This is a genomic window from Streptomyces sp. BJ20 (assembly GCF_022869105.1).
Taxonomy (GTDB): Bacteria; Actinomycetota; Actinomycetes; order Streptomycetales; family Streptomycetaceae; genus Streptomyces; species Streptomyces griseoincarnatus.
In genome coordinates, this window is record NZ_CP094918.1 from 5,511,305 (window position 1) to 5,529,096 (window position 17,792).

14 protein-coding genes are annotated in these 17,792 nt (G+C 74.0%); 5 read left to right on the forward strand and 9 right to left on the reverse strand.

Annotated elements, in window-relative coordinates; genetic code table 11:
- Nucleotides 1–723, reverse strand: coding sequence for a uracil-DNA glycosylase (locus MTR79_RS24950; RefSeq protein WP_086700262.1), 723 nt, complete (start codon nt 721–723; stop codon nt 1–3).
- Between the two features lie 53 nt (nt 724–776).
- Here MTR79_RS24950 and MTR79_RS24955 point away from each other — a divergent pair, with 53 nt between their 5' ends.
- A complete protein-coding gene (locus MTR79_RS24955) occupies nt 777–1,439 on the forward strand; it encodes an RNA-binding S4 domain-containing protein (protein ID WP_086700263.1) in 663 nt (220 codons plus the stop codon).
- Between the two features lie 161 nt (nt 1,440–1,600).
- Here the strand turns inward: MTR79_RS24955 and MTR79_RS24960 are convergent, their stop codons facing one another.
- Nucleotides 1,601–2,287, reverse strand: coding sequence for a class I SAM-dependent methyltransferase (locus MTR79_RS24960; RefSeq protein WP_244793294.1), 687 nt, complete (start codon nt 2,285–2,287; stop codon nt 1,601–1,603).
- Nucleotides 2,288–2,425: 138 nt separating this feature from the next.
- On the opposite strand from MTR79_RS24960, the gene MTR79_RS24965 reads away from it, so the two are divergent.
- Nucleotides 2,426–2,701: a DUF6343 family protein gene (locus MTR79_RS24965; RefSeq protein WP_244792004.1), complete on the forward strand. Its 276-nt coding sequence runs from the start codon at nt 2,426–2,428 to the stop codon at nt 2,699–2,701.
- Nucleotides 2,702–2,734: 33 nt separating this feature from the next.
- Here the strand turns inward: MTR79_RS24965 and MTR79_RS24970 are convergent, their stop codons facing one another.
- From MTR79_RS24970 to rpsA, 4 genes are all read right to left on the reverse strand, one after another.
- Nucleotides 2,735–3,115, reverse strand: a complete 381-nt coding sequence (locus tag MTR79_RS24970; RefSeq protein ID WP_033273083.1) for a tetratricopeptide repeat protein — start codon at nt 3,113–3,115, stop codon at nt 2,735–2,737.
- 50 nt (nt 3,116–3,165) lie between these two features.
- Nucleotides 3,166–3,777 carry a dephospho-CoA kinase gene (gene coaE / locus MTR79_RS24975; RefSeq protein WP_189366611.1) on the reverse strand — a complete coding sequence of 204 codons (612 nt, stop codon included), beginning with the start codon at nt 3,775–3,777 and terminating at the stop codon, nt 3,166–3,168.
- 45 nt (nt 3,778–3,822) lie between these two features.
- Entirely contained in the window at nt 3,823–4,761 is a 939-nt protein-coding gene (locus MTR79_RS24980) for a PAC2 family protein (RefSeq protein ID WP_086700268.1), read from the reverse strand.
- 206 nt (nt 4,762–4,967) lie between these two features.
- Nucleotides 4,968–6,461, reverse strand: a complete 1,494-nt coding sequence (gene rpsA / locus MTR79_RS24985; RefSeq protein ID WP_086700269.1) for a 30S ribosomal protein S1 — start codon at nt 6,459–6,461, stop codon at nt 4,968–4,970.
- Nucleotides 6,462–6,824: 363 nt separating this feature from the next.
- Between rpsA and MTR79_RS24990 the strand changes: the two genes are divergently transcribed.
- Both MTR79_RS24990 and MTR79_RS24995 read left to right on the forward strand, forming a co-directional pair.
- Nucleotides 6,825–7,637 (forward strand): class I SAM-dependent methyltransferase, encoded by an 813-nt coding sequence (locus MTR79_RS24990; protein WP_086700270.1) that lies wholly within the window; start codon nt 6,825–6,827, stop codon nt 7,635–7,637.
- A gap of 4 nt (nt 7,638–7,641) precedes the next feature.
- Entirely contained in the window at nt 7,642–10,710 is a 3,069-nt protein-coding gene (locus MTR79_RS24995; protein WP_244792005.1) for an ATP-dependent helicase C-terminal domain-containing protein, read from the forward strand.
- A gap of 16 nt (nt 10,711–10,726) precedes the next feature.
- Here the strand turns inward: MTR79_RS24995 and MTR79_RS25000 are convergent, their stop codons facing one another.
- Nucleotides 10,727–12,511 carry a lytic transglycosylase domain-containing protein gene (locus MTR79_RS25000; RefSeq protein WP_244792006.1) on the reverse strand — a complete coding sequence of 595 codons (1,785 nt, stop codon included), beginning with the start codon at nt 12,509–12,511 and terminating at the stop codon, nt 10,727–10,729.
- A gap of 322 nt (nt 12,512–12,833) precedes the next feature.
- On the opposite strand from MTR79_RS25000, the gene MTR79_RS25005 reads away from it, so the two are divergent.
- Nucleotides 12,834–13,697, forward strand: a complete 864-nt coding sequence (locus MTR79_RS25005) for a DUF4184 family protein (protein ID WP_244792007.1) — start codon at nt 12,834–12,836, stop codon at nt 13,695–13,697.
- Here the strand turns inward: MTR79_RS25005 and MTR79_RS25010 are convergent.
- Both MTR79_RS25010 and polA read right to left on the reverse strand, forming a co-directional pair.
- Nucleotides 13,615–14,040 (reverse strand): hypothetical protein, encoded by a 426-nt coding sequence (locus MTR79_RS25010; RefSeq protein WP_048456891.1) that lies wholly within the window; start codon nt 14,038–14,040, stop codon nt 13,615–13,617. The genes MTR79_RS25005 and MTR79_RS25010 overlap by 83 nt on opposite strands.
- Before the next feature lie 836 nt (nt 14,041–14,876).
- A complete protein-coding gene (gene polA / locus MTR79_RS25015) occupies nt 14,877–17,603 on the reverse strand; it encodes a DNA polymerase I (RefSeq protein ID WP_086703658.1) in 2,727 nt (908 codons plus the stop codon).
- Between the last annotated feature and the right edge of the window lie 189 nt (nt 17,604–17,792).

Sequence of the window (17,792 nt, forward strand, 5' to 3'; positions counted from 1 at the left end):
TCATCCCTGTTTCGTGGGAGGCAGTCCGGCCGCCGTGGCCGCCGTGCGCAGGACGTCCCTGAGCATCTCGGGGGTGAGTTTGCCGGTGAAGGTGTTCCGCTGGCTGACGTGGAAGCAGCCGTGGAGGCCGAGCGGCGGGCCGTCGCCGGCGTCCAGCTCGACATGGACGCCGTGCCCGAAGACGGGCCGCGGGCGGGGCACGGTCCAGCCGGCCTCGGCGAACGCGGGCAGCGCCGCCTGCCAGCCGAAGGCGCCGAGGACGACGGCCGCCCGGACCGTGGGCCGCAGCAGCCGCAGCTCCTGCACCAGCCAGGGCCGGCAGGCGTCCCGCTCGGCCGGGGTGGGCTTGTTGGCGGGCGGGGCGCAGTGCACGGGCGCGGTGACGCGGACCCCGTACAGCTCCAGGCCGTCGTCGGTGTGCGCGGAGGTCGGCTGGGAGGCCAGGCCCACGTCGTACAGCGCCTGGTACAGCACGTCGCCGGAGCGGTCGCCGGTGAACATCCGGCCGGTGCGGTTGCCGCCGTGCGCGGCGGGCGCGAGACCGATGATCACCAGCCGCGCGTCGGGGGGCCCGAACCCGGGCACCGGCCTCCCCCAGTACGTCCAGTCCGCGAACGCGGCCCGCTTGGTACGGGCTACCTCCTCACGCCAGTCGACCAGACGCGGACAGGCACGGCAGCCGGCGATGCGCCGGTCGAGCCGGGCGAGGCCTTCGGATTCCATGGCTCCACGGTAGGGCGTCCGGTCGGCGGGCCGGGCGGGCTAAGGTCGGGAGCATGGTTGCGGAGGGTGCGCGGAACGACAGGACGGCCGGCGCGGACGAGGGCGCGGAGGCCACGTCCGAGGGGGTCACGCCGGAGGCGGTGGAGCCGAAGGTCGCGGCGGCGGTGGCCGCCGCCGAGGCGGCAGGACCGCAGAACGGCGAGACCGTGCGGATCGACAGCTGGATCTGGTCGGTGCGGCTGGTCAAGACGCGGTCCATGGGGGCCGCGGCCTGCCGGGGCGGGCACGTCCGCGTGAACGGCGAGCGGGTGAAGCCGTCGCACTCCGTGCGGGTCGGCGACGAGGTACGGGTGCGGGTCGAGACGCGGGAGCGGGTCGTCGTCGTGAAGCGGCTGATCCGCAAGCGGGTGGGGGCGCCGGTCGCCGTCCAGTGCTACGTCGACAACTCGCCGCCGCCTCCGTCGCGCGAGGCCGTCGCCCCGGCCGGCATCCGCGACCGCGGCGCGGGCCGCCCGACCAAACGGGACCGCCGCGAGCTGGAACGGCTGCGGGGGCTGGGCGGCCTCGGCGGCGCCGGCCCGCTGGGTGGGGCCGCGGGCCCGCCCGCCCTCGGCGACCCGGGTGCCGCACCGGGCGGACGGGGCGCCGCGAACGGACGTGGGGCAGGCGGACGCCGGGGCCGCAACAAGGGCGCCGGGGGCACGCCCCGACCGTAGGCACGGGTACGGAGCCGGCGCCGGAGGGGCGCGCCCTCCCGTCAGGCGGGGGGCGCCGGCACCGCGCCCACCCGGACGCGGCAGGGCCACGGGCATCGGAGGCACACCCCGGCCGCGGAGTCCGGGCATCGTGTCCCGAGCGCGCCGGCGCCCGCGTCCCGTCAGACGCGGTCCGCCGGCACCGCCGTCACCCAGATCCCGTCCTCCGTCAGGTACCGGTCCGCCCTCAGCCCTTCCTCCGCGAGTGCCGTCTCGAACTGCTCCGGCGTCAGGGGACGCGACAGGAACGTCTGGGTCCAGGTCGCGTCCGGGAAGACGTACTCCGCGTGGACCGAGTCGACGCCGTCGCCGACCGGCTCCACGGACACGATCCGCACCGTGAAGCCCGCCGGGTCGACCCGCTCGCGCGGCACGTCCGTGTGGAAGTCGGCGCCCTCCCGCTGGATCAGGACGCACCCGCCCTCCGCGAGATGCCGTACACAGGTGCGCAGCATGCCCCGGCGCACCTCGGCGTCCCCCGCGTGCACCAGGAACGAGGCCAGCAGCACCACGTCGAAGGTCTCACCGAGGTCGAGCAGCTCGATCGGGCCGCATACCGTCCGCGCCCCGCGCACCCGCTCCAGCATCTCGGCGGACTCGTCCACCGCCGTCACCTCGAAGCCGCGCTCCAGCAGCGCGTGGGTCATCCGCCCCACCCCGCAGCCCAGCTCCAGGATCCTCGCCCCCGTCGGCGCCGCCGCCGCGATCACGTCCGGCTCGTCCCCCACGGGAAGCCGCGCGTACAGCTCCACCGCGCACCCGTCCGGGGTGATCGCCCCGGGTCCCGTCCCCTCGTACCCCGCCCGCATCGTCTTCTCCATGCCCGTCGAACGGGCAGCGCCCGCACGTCCGTTCCCCTCCCCGTCGTTGCCACACGAACGAGTGACAGCGGATCGGGGCGGGCACCCGGAGCGTGAGAAAGTCCGGCCGCCAGGGTGAGGATCGCGATGCGTACGGGCAGTGAGCCGACGACCGCGCGGAGTCCTCTGCGCGTGCGGTTCTGGCTGAGCGTGTGGGGCGTGCTCTGGACGGTGGCCGGAACGGTGGCGTTCGCACTCGCCGGGTATCCGGGCTGGGCGCTGGCCTGCGGAATGCTGTTCCTGGTCGTCGTGGCGGACCTGGTGTTCGTGGTCCGGCACATCCTCCAGGGCCCGCACTACCAGCCGGGCCGCGACGTCCCGCCGTACGAGCCCCCGCACGGGCCGCCGACGGACCGGCACTAGCCGCCCGGCGCCCGCACCCCCGCGCCCGCGGGCTCAGCCGTCGAAGCGCGCGGCCTTCAGGTACTCCGGGTTCGGATCCAGCGCTGCCGCGAGGCGGAAGTGCCGCTTGGCCGGGTGGGTCCTGCCCTGCCGCTCGTAGGTGCGGGCGAGGGCGAAGTGGGCGAAGGCGTTGTCCGGCTCCCGCTCCAGGACGAGCGAGAACTCCAGCTCGGCGGGGCGCAGCTGGGCCGCCGCGAAGAAGGCGCGCGCCCGGAGCAGCCGGGCGGCCGTGTTCTCGGGATGGACGTCGATGACGCCGTCGAGCAGCTTCACCGCGCCCCGCGGGTCGCGGGAGGCGAGCAGGTGCTCGGCGGCCCGGAAGTCGATGACGTGCGTCTCCGGCGTACGTCCGGACGGACCACTGGTCTGGGGCACGGCGGAATCCTTCCCTCTCTCCGGAGGATCAACGCCCCGCCCGGCGCCCTCTATTCCGGCCGGGGTTCCCTCGCGCGGCGGACCAGGTCGGCCCACACCTCCTCGACGCGGCGTTCCAGCGCGTCGAGGGGCACGTCGTTGTCGATGACGATGTCCGCGACGGCGCGGCGCTGCTCGCGGGTGGCCTGGGCGGCCATGCGGGCCCGTGCGTCCTCCTCGCTCATGCCGCGCAGCCGCACCAGCCGGTCGAGCTGGGTCCCGGTACTCGCGTCGACGACGATCACGACGTCGTAGAGGCGGGCGAGGCCGTTCTCGGTGAGGAGCGGAACGTCGTGGACGACGACGGCGTCCCCGGGCGCGGCCTCCTCCAGCTCGCGCGACCGGGCGCCCACCAGGGGATGCACGATCGAGTTGAGCGTGGCCAGCTTGGCCGGGTCGTTGAAGACGAGGGCGCCGAGGCGGGGCCGGTCCAGGCTGCCGTCCTCGGCCAGAATCTCCTCGCCGAAGGCCTCGACGACGGCGGCGAGCCCGGGCGTGCCCGGCTCCACGACGTCGCGTGCGATGCGGTCGGCGTCGATCAGTACGGCGCCGCGCTCCACGAGCAGCCGCGACACCTCGCTCTTGCCGGCTCCGATACCGCCGGTCAGGCCCACTGTCAGCATGGGCAGCAGCCTAGGCGTCGACTGTGACCGGCGGTCCGGCGGGCGTCAGTTGTCGCCCTCCCGCTCGGCCAGGAACTTCTCGAACTCGCGGCCGATCTCGTCCGCCGACGGGATCTCCACCGGCTCGGCGAGCATGTTGCCCCGGGTCGCGGCGCCCGCGGCCGCGTCGTACTGGTGCTCCAGGCCCTGCACGAGGGCGGTGAGCTCGTCGTCGCCCTCGCGGATCTGCCGGTCGATCTCGGTCTGGGTGCGCTGTGCGTCGGTGCGCAGGGAGTGCGCCACGCCCGGCAGGACGAGCCCGGTGGCGGCCGTGATGGCCTCCAGCGCGGTCAGCGCCGCGTCCGGGTACGGCGAGCGGGCGATGTAGTGCGGCACGTGCGTCGCGACGCCCAGGACGTCGTGCCCGGCCTGCATCAGCCGGTACTCGACCAGGGCCTCGGCGCTGCCCGGGACCTGCGCCTCGTCGAAGACGCTGGTGCTGACCGGGACGAGGTCGGTGCGGTTGCCGTGCGGGGTGATGCCGACCGGGCGGGTGTGCGGGACGCCCATGGGGATGCCGTGGAAGTTGACCGACAGGCGCACCTGGAGGCGCTCCACGATCTGCCGGACGGCGGCGGCGAAGCGCTCCCACTCGACGTCCGGCTCGGGGCCCGAGAGCAGCAGGAAGGGCGCTCCCGTGGCGTCCTGCACGAGCCGCACGGTGATGGCCGGCACCTCGTAGTCGGTCCATCGGTCGCGGGTGAAGGTGAGCAGAGGCCGACGGGCCCGGTAGTCGACGAGCCGGTCGTGGTCGAACCGGGCGACGACCTGGTGGGGCAGCGAGTCGAGCAGCCGGTCGACGATCTGGTCGCCGGTCTCACCCGCGTCGATGTATCCGTCGAAGTGGTAGAGCATGACAAGTCCGGCCGACTCCTGGGCCAGCGCCATGTCGACGACGCTCAGACCCTTCGGCTCCCAGGCGTACAAATCCTGCGGATCAAGCACAGTGACCGCTCCTCCTCGTGTTTCACCCACCACAACGTGGCACGAAGCACAGGCATTCCCCTTAAGGCCCTGAAGGGGCGCGGGGACTGCGCGAGGCCCCCACGGCGCCGCAGCCGACGACGCACCCCCACGGGGGAACGCCTGAGGGGCCGCACCTCGCAAGGTGCGGCCCCTCAGATCAACTACTGACCCTCAGTGGAGAGCGTTCAGCTCTGGCCACCCGCCAGCTTCTCGCGAAGCGCGGCCAGCGCCTCGTCCGAAGCCAGGGCGCCGGACTGGTCGCCGCCCTCGGAGGAGTACGAACCGCCGCCGGACGCGGCCGGAGCGGCGGGCTCGCCACCCTCGGCAGCGGCCTGGGCGTCCGCCTCGCGGGACTTGATGACCTGCGCCTGGTGCTGCTCGAAGCGAGCCTGCGCCTCGGCGTACTGGCGCTCCCACTCCTCGCGCTGCTTCTCGTAGCCCTCGAGCCAGTCGTTGGTCTCGGGGTCGAAGCCCTCGGGGTAGATGTAGTTGCCCTGGTCGTCGTAGGACGCGGCCATGCCGTACAGGGTCGGGTCGAACTCGACCGCCGTCGGGTCGGCGCCGAAGGCCTCGTTGGCCTGCTTCAGCGAGAGGCTGATGCGACGGCGCTCGAGGTCGATGTCGATGACCTTGACGAAGATCTCGTCGTTGACCTGGACGACCTGCTCCGGGATCTCCACGTGGCGCTCGGCCAGCTCGGAGATGTGGACCAGACCCTCGATGCCCTCGTCCACGCGGACGAACGCACCGAACGGAACCAGCTTCGTGACCTTGCCGGGCACGACCTGGCCGATCTGGTGGGTGCGGGCGAACTGCTGCCACGGGTCTTCCTGGGTCGCCTTCAGCGACAGGGAGACACGCTCGCGGTCCATGTCGACGTCGAGGACCTCGACCGTGACCTCCTGGCCGACCTCGACGACCTCGGAGGGGTGGTCGATGTGCTTCCAGGACAGCTCGGAGACGTGGACCAGACCGTCCACGCCGCCCAGGTCCACGAACGCGCCGAAGTTGACGATCGAGGAGACGACGCCGGAACGGACCTGACCCTTCTGCAGGGTGGTGAGGAACGTCTGGCGGACCTCGGACTGGGTCTGCTCCAGCCAGGCACGGCGGGACAGGACCACGTTGTTGCGGTTCTTGTCCAGCTCGATGATCTTCGCCTCGAGCTCCTTGCCCACGTAGGGCTGGAGGTCGCGGACGCGGCGCATCTCGACCAGGGAGGCCGGGAGGAAGCCGCGGAGGCCGATGTCGAGGATGAGACCACCCTTGACGACCTCGATGACGGTACCGGTGACGATGCCGTCCTCTTCCTTGATCTTCTCGATGGTGCCCCAGGCACGCTCGTACTGGGCGCGCTTCTTCGAGAGGATCAGGCGGCCTTCCTTGTCCTCCTTCTGGAGGACCAGGGCCTCGATCTCGTCGCCGACGGCGACGACCTCGTTCGGGTCGACGTCGTGCTTGATCGAGAGCTCTCGGCTCGGGATGACACCTTCGGTCTTGTAACCGATGTCGAGCAGGACCTCGTCCCGGTCGACCTTCACGATGACGCCGTCGACGATGTCGCCGTCGTTGAAGTACTTGATCGTCTCGTCGATCGCGGCGAGGAAAGCTTCCTCGTTACCGATGTCGTTGACCGCTACCTGCGGGGTGGTGGCGGTGGTCTCGGTGCTGCTCGTCATGTGGGAAAGGGCTCCGGTACGGACATTGAAGTCGTAGGTACTGCTACGCCGGAGCCCGTTTCGCTCTGCAGAAGCCGGACAGCCAAGGAAGCGCCACAAAAACACGGTGGCGCCTCGACAACCGAGGGGACATACAACAGATGCGAGCGCAGCCTGCTACGTCTGAGGTGCGCAGGCCCGCAGCGCAACTTGTAGCATACGGGGGCGGCCGGGCAGGGTCAATGCGCGAAGCCGCCCACCCGGGGCGGATCGCCGCATAACCGGCACAACTGCCGTCTCCCGAGGCCATGCAGGGGTGAAGAAGACCCCCCGCGGCGACACACCGGGGACCCGGCTGGACGGAAGAGTACGACGAGGGAGCCGATCATCCAAGAGCCCGAAGTCCCCGAACCGGAGGCCACCCGGCGGGAGGCCGGCGTCACGGAGAGCTCCCGGGCCAACCGGGGCTGGTGGGACCGCAACGCCGACGAGTACCAGAACGAGCACGGGACCTTCCTCGGCGACGACCGCTTCGTGTGGGGCCCGGAGGGCCTGGACGAGGTGGAGGCGGAACTGCTCGGCCCGCCGGAGGAGCTGAAGGGGCGCGACGTCCTGGAGCTGGGCGCGGGCGCGGCGCAGTGCTCGCGCTGGCTGGCCGCGCAGGGGGCGCGGCCGGTGGCGCTGGACATCTCGCACCGCCAGCTCCAGCACGCGCTGCGCATCGGCGGGGCGTTCCCCCTCGTGTGCGCGGACGCGGGCGTGCTTCCTTTCGCCGACGCCTCCTTCGACCTGGCCTGCTCGGCGTACGGGGCGCTGCCCTTCGTCGCCGATCCGCGGCTGGTGCTGCGGGAGGTGCACCGGGTGCTGCGTCCGGGCGGGCGGCTGGTGTTCTCCGTGACGCACCCGATCCGCTGGGCGTTCCCGGACGAGCCGGGCCCGGAGGGGCTGAGCGTGTCCGGGTCGTACTTCGACCGCACGCCGTACGTGGAGCAGGACGACACCGGTCACGCGGTGTACGTCGAGCACCACAGGACGCTCGGGGACCGGGTGCGTGACGTGGTCTCCTCCGGGTTCCGGCTGGTGGACCTCGTGGAGCCGGAGTGGCCGTCCTGGAACACCACCGAGTGGGGCGGCTGGTCCCCGTTGCGCGGCAGCCTGATCCCCGGCACCGCGATCTTCGTGTGCGTACGGGACTGAGCGCGTGATCCGTCACGAGGCGCTGGAGTCCCTTCCGGTGCGCGAGGCGCTGCCCTCGCTCGCCGGGGCGCTGGACGCGCACGGCACGTCGGTGCTGGTGGCGCCGCCGGGCACGGGCAAGACGACCCTGGTGCCGCTGGCGCTCGCCGGTCTGTGGGGCGCGGGCCCCACGCGGCGGGTGCTGGTCGCCGAACCCCGGCGGATCGCCGCCCGCGCGGCGGCGCGCCGGATGGCGTGGCTGCTGGGCGAGCGGGTCGGCGCCTCGGTCGGCTTCACCGTGCGCGGAGAGCGGGCCGTGGGGCGGGACACGCGCGTGGAGGTCGTCACGACCGGTGTGCTGCTGCAGCGGCTCCAGCGCGACCAGGAGCTGGCCGGGGTGGACGCGGTGGTCCTGGACGAGTGCCACGAACGGCATCTGGACGCCGACACCGCAGCGGCGTTCCTGTGGGACGTGCGCGAGACGCTGCGGCCCGACCTGCGGCTGGTGGCCGCGTCGGCGACGACGGACGCGGAGGGCTGGGCACGGCTGCTGGGCGGCGCGCCCGTGGTGGAGGCGCGGGGCGCCGCGCACCCGGTCGACGTGGTGTGGGCGCCGCCCCCGCGCGCGGTGCGTCCGCCGCACGGCATGTGGGTGGACCCGGCGCTGCTCACGCACGTGGCGGCGGTGGTACGGCGGGCCCTGGACGAGCGGGACGGCGATGTGCTGGTGTTCCTGCCGGGGGTCGGGGAGATCTCCCGGGTGGCCGGGATGCTGGGCGGCCTGTCCGGCGTGGACGTCCTCCAGGTGCACGGGCGTGCGCCGGCCGCCGTGCAGGACGCGGTGCTGGCACCCGGGGAGCGGCGGCGGGTGGTGCTGGCGACCTCGGTCGCGGAGTCCTCGCTGACGGTGCCGGGCGTACGGGTGGTGGTGGACTCGGGCCTCGCCCGCGAGCCGCGCGTCGACCACGCACGGGGGCTGAGCGCGCTCGCGACGGTACGGGCCTCACGCGCCGCGGGACGCCAGCGGGCGGGTCGTGCAGGGCGCGAGGCGCCGGGTGCGGTGTACCGCTGCTGGGCGGCCGCGGAGGACGCGCGGCTTCCGTCGTACCCCTCCCCCGAGATCAAGGTGGCCGACCTGACGGCGTTCGCGCTCCAGGCGGCCTGCTGGGGCGACCCGGACGCCTCCGGCCTGGCCCTGATGGACCCTCCGCCGGGCGGCGCGATGGCGGCGGCCCGGGACGTCCTCACGGCGATCGACGCGGTACGGCCGGACGGCCGCCCCACGGAACGGGGGACCCGCCTGGCCCGCCTCGGCCTCCACCCGCGCCTGGGCCGCGCCCTCCTGGACGCGTCACCGCGCGTGGGCGCCGCCCTCGCCTCCGAGGTCGTCGCCCTCCTCTCCGAGGATCCACCCCGCGACTACGGCGACGACCTCCCCGCGGCCCTGCGCACAGCACGCCGGGGCGGCGACGGGTACGCGGCGCGCTGGCGGGCGGAGGTACGGAGGCTGCGGGGCGCCTTGTCCCAGGCGGAGGGAGCCGCAGGGCCAGGCGGTAACGCCGGTGGCGGGGTTTCCGGTTCGGACGACCCGGTGCGGGCGGTCGCCGCTGGAGCGTCGGCGGTTCCGGGGCATGCGGACGGCTCGTCCTCGCGCGAGGGTCTGGGCGGTACGGCCGGAACCGGCGCGGGTGCCTCGGCGCAGTCGGACGGTGCCGGAAGACGGTCGGCCGGGCGCGAAGGCCCGATCGGCTCGGGCACCACCGAAGCGAAGGAACCCACGGCCGGTGAGCGGCAGACGGGCGAAGCATCCGGCCCGCAAGCCACGGCACCGTCCGACAGTGGCGCGGTGCCGGGAACCCGCGCCGGCGGGAGACGGTCCGCCGGGCCCGGAGGTCCGATCGGCTCGGGCACCACCGAAGCGAAGGAACCCACGGCCGGTGAGCGGCAGACGGGCGAAGCATCCGGCCCGCAAGCCACGGCACCGTCGGACAGTGGCGCGGTGCCGGGGACCCGCGGTGGCGGAAGACGGTCGGCCGGGCGCGGGGGCGTGCCGGGAGTGGCGCCGCGCCCGGGCGGAATTTCCGACGTCGGGGCGGCCGGCCGTGGCGGTGACCTCGTGGCCGAGGAGCGGGCCGTCGGGCTCGTCGTGGCTCTCGCGTTCCCGGAGCGGGTGGCCCGGGCCGACGGGGGGTCATATCTGATGGTGGGCGGGACGCGCGCCGAGGTCGGGGCCGGGTCCGCGTTGCGTGGGGCCGAGTGGGTGGCCGTCGCCGTCGCCGACCGGCCCGTGGGGCGTGGGCACGCGCGCGTGCTGCTGGGGGCCGCCGTGGACGAGGACGTGGCGCGGTGGGCCGCGGGCACGCTCCTCGACCGGCGTGAGGAGGTGCACTGGGCCGACGGGGACGTCGTGGCGCGCCGGGTCGAGCGGCTGGGGGCGGTCGAGCTGGCCGCGCGGCCGCTCACGGACGCCGGCCCCGCGCCGGTGCGTGCCGCGCTGCTGGACGGCCTGCGCCGGGAGGGGTTCGGGCTGCTGCGGTGGCCGGCCGGGGCGGAGGTCCTGCGGCAGCGGCTGGCCTTCCTGCGCGCGCGGCTGGGCGAGCCGTGGCCGGACGTGTCCGACGAGGCGCTCCACGCGCGCGTGGACGAGTGGCTGGAGCCGGAGCTGAGCCGGGCGCGGCGCCGCGCCGACCTCGCGCGGATCGACGCCGGGCAGGCGCTCGCGCGGCTGTTGCCGTGGGCGTCGGGCGAGGCGGCGCGCCTCGACGAGCTGGCGCCCGAGCGGATCACCGTGCCCAGCGGGTCGGCCGTCCGTGTCGACTGGTCCGACCCGGAGCGGCCGGTGCTCGCCGTGAAGCTGCAGGAGATGTTCGGGCTGCAGGAGTCGCCCACGGTGGCCGGGGTGCCGCTGCTGGTGCACCTGCTGTCCCCGGCCGGGCGGCCCGCCGCGGTCACCGCCGACCTCGCCTCCTTCTGGCGCGAGGGCTACCAGCAGGTGCGGGCGGAGCTGCGCGGCCGGTACCCGAAGCACCCCTGGCCGGAGGACCCGGCCACCGCGCGGCCCACCCGCCACACCAACGCGCGTTCGCGCGGGTAGCGGGCAGGGCGTCGGTTCAGGCGGCCGGGGTCTCCGACGGCTCGGTGGACGGGTCCGTCGAGGGGTCAGGGTCCGCCGACGGGTCCGGGTCGGGGCTCGGTGTGGCGGCCGGCTCCACGGTCAGCTCCACCTCAAGAGTGGCGCCGCCCGCCGTGGTGAGGCGGAGCAGGAACGTGCCGGCGGTTCCGTCCGCGTACAGCTTCGGCAGGGTCAGCTGTCCGTCCGGGCCGGTCCTCAGACCGGTCAGGGTGCGGATTGCCTTGCCGTCGGCGTCCTTGAAGTAGGGGCCCTTGTCGTTCTCGGCGGGGTCGTCGGCGGACGTCACGAGCTTCGCGGTGACGGCGACCTTCCCGGCGGCCTCACCGCCGTAGGTGGCCTTGACCTCGACCGGCTCGGCGAACTCGCCGCCCGCGACGCAGGTCAGTTCCTTCTCGCCGACACGGGTGAGGGCGTCGGCGACGCGCTGGGTGACCGTCACCTTGTAGGGGACGCCCTTGACGGAGCGGCCGGCCACAGCCGCCTGGACGGCGAACGCGCCGGTCTTCTCCCCCGCCTGCAGCGCGGGCGCCACCGCGACGCCGGACGCGTCGGTCGTCACGGTCGCCACGCTCTCGCCGCCGGCGAAGGTGGTGTCCGTGTCGCCGACGATCGTGAAGCGGATCCGCACCTTGGCGACCGCCTTGCCCGCCTCCGTCTCCGCGCGCGTCGAGATGCGCTCGGCGAAGGTGTGGCCCGCCATGGCGGTGAGGGTGCCGGTGCCGGCGTCCTCCAGGTGGTGCACCGTGTCGGTGGGCGTCGGCGGGGTGGACGGCGGAGGCGTGGTGGGCGGCGGAGGCGTGGTGGGCGGCGCGCTCGGGCTGCCGGTGCCGGGTGCGGACGGGCTGGGCGACGGCCGGGAACCGGAGGGCTTGCCGGGCCGCGCCGGCGGGGTGGTGCCCGGCGCGGACGGCGTGACACCGGGGCGTGCGTCGCTGCGGTCCTCGGGCAGGGCGCCGGTGCCGTCGGGGATCTCGTGGGTGCCCTTGCGGTAGTACTCCAGCCACGACAGGACGGTGTTCAGGTACTCCGTCGAGTTGTTGTAACTGAGGATCGCCTTGCGCAGGTCGCCCGGCTCCGAGAGGTCCCAGTCGAAGCGGCACAGGTAGTGGCCGGCGGCGAGGGCGGCGTCGTAGATGTTGTTGGGGTCCTTGCGGCCGTCGCCGTTGCCGTCGCGGCCCGCCCAGGACCACGTGGAGGGGATGAACTGCATCGGTCCCACGGCCTGGTCGTACATCCGGTTGCCGTCGTAGGCGCCGTTGTCGGTGTCGCGGATGAGGGCGAAGCCGTTGCCGTCGAGCTGGGGGCCGAGGATCGGCGTGACGGTGGTGCCGTCGGCGGTGACCCGGCCGCCGCGCGCCTGACCGGACTCCACCTTGCCGATGGCGGCGAGGAGTTGCCAGGGCAGGTTGCAGCCGGCCTTCTTCTCGCGCAGCGCCGCCTCCGCCTTCTTGTAGGCGTCCAGGACGGTCGCGGGTATGCCGGCCTCGGCGGCGCTCCGGTCGCCCGCCTCGTCGGAGCCCGCGGAGGGCGACGGGGCGGGGCTGTTGAGGGGCGGCAGGTCCGTGTAGTACGGCGAGTTGCCGGTCGCGCTGTCGTCGGCCGCCGTGTCGGGCGCGGAGGTGGCGTCGCCGGTGTTCTGTCTGCCCTGGTCGTCGACCGTGGCGCCGGGAGCCTGGGACGCGGACAGGGCCGCCACCGCTGCCGCGGCGACGGCGGTGGTTGCCGCTCCCTTGCGCAGCCGCCTGCCGATGTGCGCCGCCATAGAGTGAACCCCTCCCCGCGGGCGCTGTGGGCGCCCTTCACCTGTACCGCGTTCGCCCTGTTGTGACGATCTGCCCGTCCCGCCGGTTGCCCTGGGATGCGGAACCGGGTCGACGACCCTCGCGACCCTACGACAACTTCCCTTGCACGGACACCCGTTGATGCCCGATATTCACCGGTTGACCATCTTCTCGTCCAGGCGGTTCACAGGGCGGCCGACCGCCGCGCCCCGGTCTGCCGAATACTGAGGTCCGCCCGCGCCCGCCGCCTTACGGCCGACGCGTCCGGGCACACCCGGTCGATCCCCGCTGCGAGGAGTTCCGTTGCCCTTCACACTCAGCCACGCGGCGGCGGTGCTGCCCGCCGTCCGCGCCGACGGCACGGGGCGCGGCCCGCTGGTCCCGGCGGTGCTGGTCGCGGGCAGCTTCGCGCCCGACATGACCTATTACGCGGCCAGTGTCGTGTCCGGGGCGATGGAGTTCGGCGACGTGACGCACGCGGGGTGGGGGGTGTTCACCGTGGACGTGGTCATCGCCTGGGCGCTGGTGGGGCTGTGGCTGCTGGTGCGGGAGCCCTTGGTGGCGCTGCTGCCGCGGGCCCGTCAGGGGCGGGTGGCGGCGCTGACGCGCTGCGGGGCGCCCCGGGAGCGCGTACGGGCGTCGCTGGTGGCGCGCTGGTACCTGTCCGCCGTGCTGGGTGGTCTGACGCACGTCGTGTGGGACGCGTTCACCCATCACGACCGCTGGGGCACACGGCTGATCCCGGTGCTGGGCGAGGAGATCGGCGGTTCGCCGGTGTTCTGGTACGCGCAGTACGGCAGTTCGCTGCTGGCCGCGGTCGTCCTCGTGGTGTTCACGGTGCGGGCGCTGCGGCGTGCGGTCCCCGGGAGCGCGGTGCCCTCGGGGGTGCCGGTGCTGTCGGCTCGCGACCGGTGGGGAGCCGTCGTGCTGCTCGCCGGGTGCGCGGTGGCCGCGGCGGTCCCGCGGGCCGTCCGGTGGTGGGACTACTGGGGTCACATGGCGAAGCCCTATGAGCTGATCCCGACCGTCTGTTTCGGCGCGGGCGCGGGGCTGGTGGCCACGCTCCCGGTGTACGCGGTCGCCGTCAGGGTGCGGCGTCGGGTCCCGGCCACGGAGGGCCCTGCGGACGCGGGTACGCGGGAGCCGGACCGTACGGCCGCACACTGAGGGTCTCGCTCGCCGCGACGAACACGGTGACCGTGCGGACCGGGCGGGGCCTGGGCAGCAGGGTGAGGACGAGGGTGAGGTAGGCGCGGGCGAGCTCGGCCCACAGCCGCCACGGGGGCTGGTCGGTTCCCGTGCCCTGGGCGGCGGGGGTGCGGCCGGTTCTCCACCGGCCGTCGGTGACGCGCCGGCCGAGCCGGACGGCGGTGTCGCGGAACGCGGCCGTGAGGCCGCCGGGGATGCGGGCGGTACTTGCGGCGGCCGCGAAGACCGGGACCGGCGGAAACGCCTGGGTGGTGGGTCCGTCGGCGTCGGCCTGCGGGGGTGCCGCTCTGCGGTGAAGCATGCGTATACCCATGCTTGGCATGCTGGCCGCCCACCCCGCCGCGGGCTCCCCTGCGGGGGCCAGGCGAGTGAAGAACAGAAGCCCGACGAGCGCCGGGACACTCTCAAGGATGGCCTCTGGCCTGGGGTTATGCCCGCACGGGGACGCTCCGTGGGGCACGGGGGGGGGCCGACCGGCTCGGCGGGGGCGTACGCCCGCCCTGCGAGCGCCGGACGCGTGTCGGTCGCACGGCGAACGGGGCGGGCAGGCGGCTGACCGGAGGCCGCGCACCGGCACAGGCGGGGATGCCACGCTCCTGGCGGCCACTGCCGAGCGGGGCGCAGTCGCGGAGTTCCTTCCGGTCGCGCGACGCCGAGCGGGGCGGGGGCGCCCCCGGGCGGCACGCGAGCGGCCGACCGCACGCTCCTCGGGACCATCGGCCGCCTGCCGGCGGCGTGGGCGGGCTGGACCGATGCCCGTCCGGACACCTTCCGGGCGGCACAGTCGCCAAGGTCGCCCGACGGATGCCCACCGGACGCCACGCGGCGGCATGCGCGGGCCGCGGCCCTCGAAGCTGATCGCCCTTGAGCCGGTCGACCAGCCGGACCACCCGCTCGGTCTTGTTACGGCCGACGACCGCCCGGTGCGGCAGCCGGGTCAGCGCGTTGCATGACTGCCGAGTGGGCGCTGCCGCCGAGCCGTCACCCGCCGCACGGCGACAACCAGGGCCGGGGCGCACCCGGACGGCACCCGCGCGGGCGGGGGGGGGGGGGCGGCACAAGCCTTCCGGTGAGGCCCCCTGAACGCACATGCCGGGCGCGGCTGCACGACCGCGCCCGGCACCGCACCGCGGCATCTCAGTGCGCCGCCGACTCCCAGTCCGGGCCCACGCCCACCGAGACGCCGAGGGGGACCCTCAGCTCGACCGCGGAGGCCATCTCGCGGCGGACCAGTTCCTCGACCTGTTCCCGCTCCCCGGGGGCCAGCTCCAGGACGATTTCGTCGTGGACCTGGAGCAGCATGCGGGAGCGCAGGTCGGCCTCGCGCAGGGCGCGGTCGACGTTCAGCATGGCGATCTTGACGATGTCCGCGGCCGTGCCCTGGATCGGCGCGTTCAGCGCCATCCGCTCCGCCGCCTCCCGCCGCTGGCGGTTGTCGCTGTTGAGGTCGGGCAGGTAGCGGCGGCGGCCGAAGAGGGTCGCCGTGTACCCCGTCGCCCGCGCCTCGTCGACGACACGGCGCAGATAGTCCCGCACGCCGCCGAAGCGCTCGAAGTAGGCGTCCATCAGCTGGCGCGCCTCCGCCGCCTCGATGTTCAGCTGCTGGGAGAGGCCGAAGGCGGACAGCCCGTAGGCCAGGCCGTAGGACATCGCCTTGATCTTGCGGCGCATCTCCGCGTCCACGGCGGACTGCTCGACGGAGAACACCTGGGCGGCGGCCGTGGTGTGCAGGTCCTCGCCGGAGGTGAACGCCTCGGTGAGGCCGGCGTCCTCGGAGAGGTGGGCCATGACGCGCAGCTCGATCTGGCTGTAGTCGGCGGTGAGCAGCGACTCGAAGCCCTCACCGACGACGAAGCCGCGGCGGATGGCGCGGCCCTCGTCCGTGCGGACGGGGATGTTCTGCAGGTTGGGGTCCGTGGAGGACAGCCGGCCCGTCGCGGCGACGGTCTGGTTGAACGTGGTGTGGATGCGGCCGTCCGCGGCGATCGTCTTGATCAGGCCCTCGACGGTGACGCGGAGCTTGGCCTGCTCGCGGTGGCGCAGCATGATGACCGGCAGCTCGTTGTCCGTCTGGCCGGCGAGCCAGGCCAGCGCGTCCGCGTCCGTGGTGTAGCCAGTCTTCGTCTTCTTCGTCTTGGGCAGGGCCAGCTCGCCGAAGAGGACCTCCTGGAGCTGCTTGGGCGAGCCCAGGTTGAACTCGTGTCCGGCCGCCGCGTGGGCCTCCTTCACCGCCTGCTGCACCGCGCCGGCGAACATCTGCTCCATGGCCTCCAGGTGCGCCCGGTCGGCCGCGATGCCGTGCCGCTCCATGCGGGCGAGCAGGGCGGAGGTGGGCAGCTCCATGTCGCGCAGCAGGTCGGAGGCGCCGACGTCCGCGAGGCGGCCCTCGAAGGCCTCGCCCAGGTCGAGGACGGCGCGGGCCTGCACCATGAGGGCGTGCGCCTGGGCGCCGTCGTCCGCGCCGAAGGCGAGCTGCCCGTCGGGCGCGGCGGCGGGCGCCAGCTCCCGGTGCAGGTACTCCAGGGACAGCGCGTCCAGGTCGAAGGAGCGGCGGCCCGGCTTGACCAGGTACGCGGCGAGCGCCGTGTCCATGGCGACGCCCTCGACCGTCCAGCCGTGCTCGGGGAAGACGCGCATCGCGCGCTTGGCGTTGTGGAACACCTTGGGGCGGGCCGGGTCGGCGAGCCAGGCGCGGAACGCCTGCTCGTCGGCCTCGTCGATCTCGGCCGGGTCGAACCAGGCGGCCGGTCCCTCCGCCGTGGCGAGCGCGATCTCGGCGACGGAGCCGGTGCCGAGCGCCCATGTGTCGACGGCGGCGACGCCGACCGGGCCGGTGACGTGCTCCGCGAGCCAGCCTGCCAGCTCGCCGGTGCCCAGCACCGTGCCGTCGATCTCCACGCCGTCGGCGACGACCGGGGTGGTCTCGGCCTCCTCGGCGCCCGGGTCGACGCCGAACAGCCGCTCCCGCAGCGACGGGTTCCTGATCTCCAGGGTGTCGAGGATCACCGCCACGGCCTTGCGGTCGTAGGCGGTGCGGTCCAGGTCCTGCACGCCCTTCGGCAGGTCGACCCGGCGCTCCAGCTCGGTGAGGCGGCGGTTGAGCTTGACGGACTCGAGGTGGTCGCGGAGGTTCTGGCCGGCCTTGCCCTTGACCTCGTCGGCCCGCTCGACCAGCTCGGCGAAGGAGCCGAACTGGTTGATCCACTTCGCGGCGGTCTTCTCGCCGACGCCGGGGATGCCGGGGAGGTTGTCGGACGGGTCGCCGCGCAGGGCGGCGAAGTCCGGGTACTGCGCGGGCGTCAGGTTGTACTTCTCGAAGACCTTCTCCGGGGTGAAGCGGGTCAGCTCGGAGACGCCCTTGGTCGGGTACAGCACCGTGGTGCGGTCGGAGACGAGCTGGAAGGAGTCGCGGTCGCCGGTGACGATCAGCACGTCGAAGCCCTCGGCCTCGGCCTGGGTGGCGAGCGTGGCGATGACGTCGTCCGCCTCGTACCCCTCGACGGCGAAGCGGGGCACGCTCATCGCGTCGAGCAGCTCGCCGATCAGCTCGACCTGGCCCTTGAACTCGTCGGGGGTCTTGGAGCGGTTCGCCTTGTACTCGGTGAACTCTTCCGAGCGCCATGTCTTGCGGGACACGTCGAAGGCGACCGCGAAGTGCGTGGGCGCCTCGTCACGGAGGGTGTTGGCGAGCATCGACGCGAAGCCGTAGATCGCGTTCGTCGGCTGGCCCGTCGCGGTGGTGAAGTTCTCCGCGGGCAGCGCGAAGAACGCGCGGTACGCCAGTGAGTGCCCGTCCATGAGCATCAGGCGCGGGCGGCTTCCGCCGGGGGTCTGGTCGGTCTTCTTCGATGCTGTGTCTGCCACGTGTCCGATCCTGCCACGCCGGACTGACACCGGACTCCGGCGCCCGCCGCGTCCTCGCCCACGGGGCAGCGGGCACCGTGCCGGTGTGGGCCGGGGGGTGTCGACGCAGCCCGGCGCTGACGGGGTGCCGCCGCGCCCACCCTCCCCTGTCGGGCCCAGGCGCCACGCCTGCCCGCGGCCGGCGGGGCA